Source organism: Methylobacterium sp. J-068 (assembly GCF_022829445.1).
Taxonomy (GTDB): Bacteria; Pseudomonadota; Alphaproteobacteria; order Rhizobiales; family Beijerinckiaceae; genus Methylobacterium.
On sequence record NZ_JAKSXY010000121.1, the window covers coordinates 1 to 899 of the forward strand.

Consider the following 899-nt stretch of genomic DNA (forward strand, 5'->3'; position numbering starts at 1 on the left):
GATCTTCCGAACGGCCGGCTGGACGTGATCTACGTGATCGAGGAAGGCGACAAGACCGGCATCAAGGCGATCAACTTCGTCGGGAACCAGGCCTACTCGGAGTCCAAGCTGCGCGAGCTCATGTCCTCGTCGGAGATGAACTTCCTCAGCTTCATCAAGACCTCGGACGTCTACGATCCCGATCGCATCACCAGCGACCTCGACATCGTGCGCCGCTACTACCTCAAGAACGGCTACGCCGATTTCCGCGTCGTCAACGCCGATGCCCGCTACGTCGAGGGCGAGGGCGATGCCGGCTGGGTCATCACCGTCACGGTCGAGGAAGGCGAGCAGTACCGCGTCGGCGCCGTGGCGATCGATTCGCGCCTGCCGGGCCTCGACACCCAGACCCTCGACGGCGAGATCCGCGCCCAGGTCGGCGACGTCTACAACGCCGAGGACGTGGAACGCACCCTCAACGGCGTGACCAACCAGGTCGGCCGCCAGGGCTACCCCTTCGCCCAGGTGCGCCCCACCGGCCAGCGCGACCGCGCCACCCACACGGTGGCCCTCGGCTTCGTGGTCGAGGACGGCCCGCGCGTCTACGTCGAACGCATCAACATCCGGGGCAACACCCGCACCCGCGACTACGTCATCCGGCGCGAGCTCGATATCACCGAGGGCGACGCCTACAACCGCGTGCTCACCGACCGGGCCGAGCGGCGCCTGAACGGGCTCGGCTTCTTCAAGAAGGTGCGCTTCTCCAACGAGCCGGGCTCCTCGGCCGACCGGGTGATCATCAACATCGACGTCGAGGATCAGCCCACGGGCTCGTTCTCGGTGGCGGGCGGCTACTCCACCCAGGACGGCATCATCGGCGAGGTCTCGGTCTCGGAATCGAACTTCCTGGGACGCGGCCA

At 66.6% G+C, this 899-nt stretch carries 1 protein-coding gene; it reads left to right on the forward strand.

What is annotated here, in order from left to right:
• The coding region (bamA, locus tag MKK54_RS20255) for an outer membrane protein assembly factor BamA (protein ID WP_244013583.1) at window positions 1–899 on the forward strand (899 nt) is incomplete at both ends.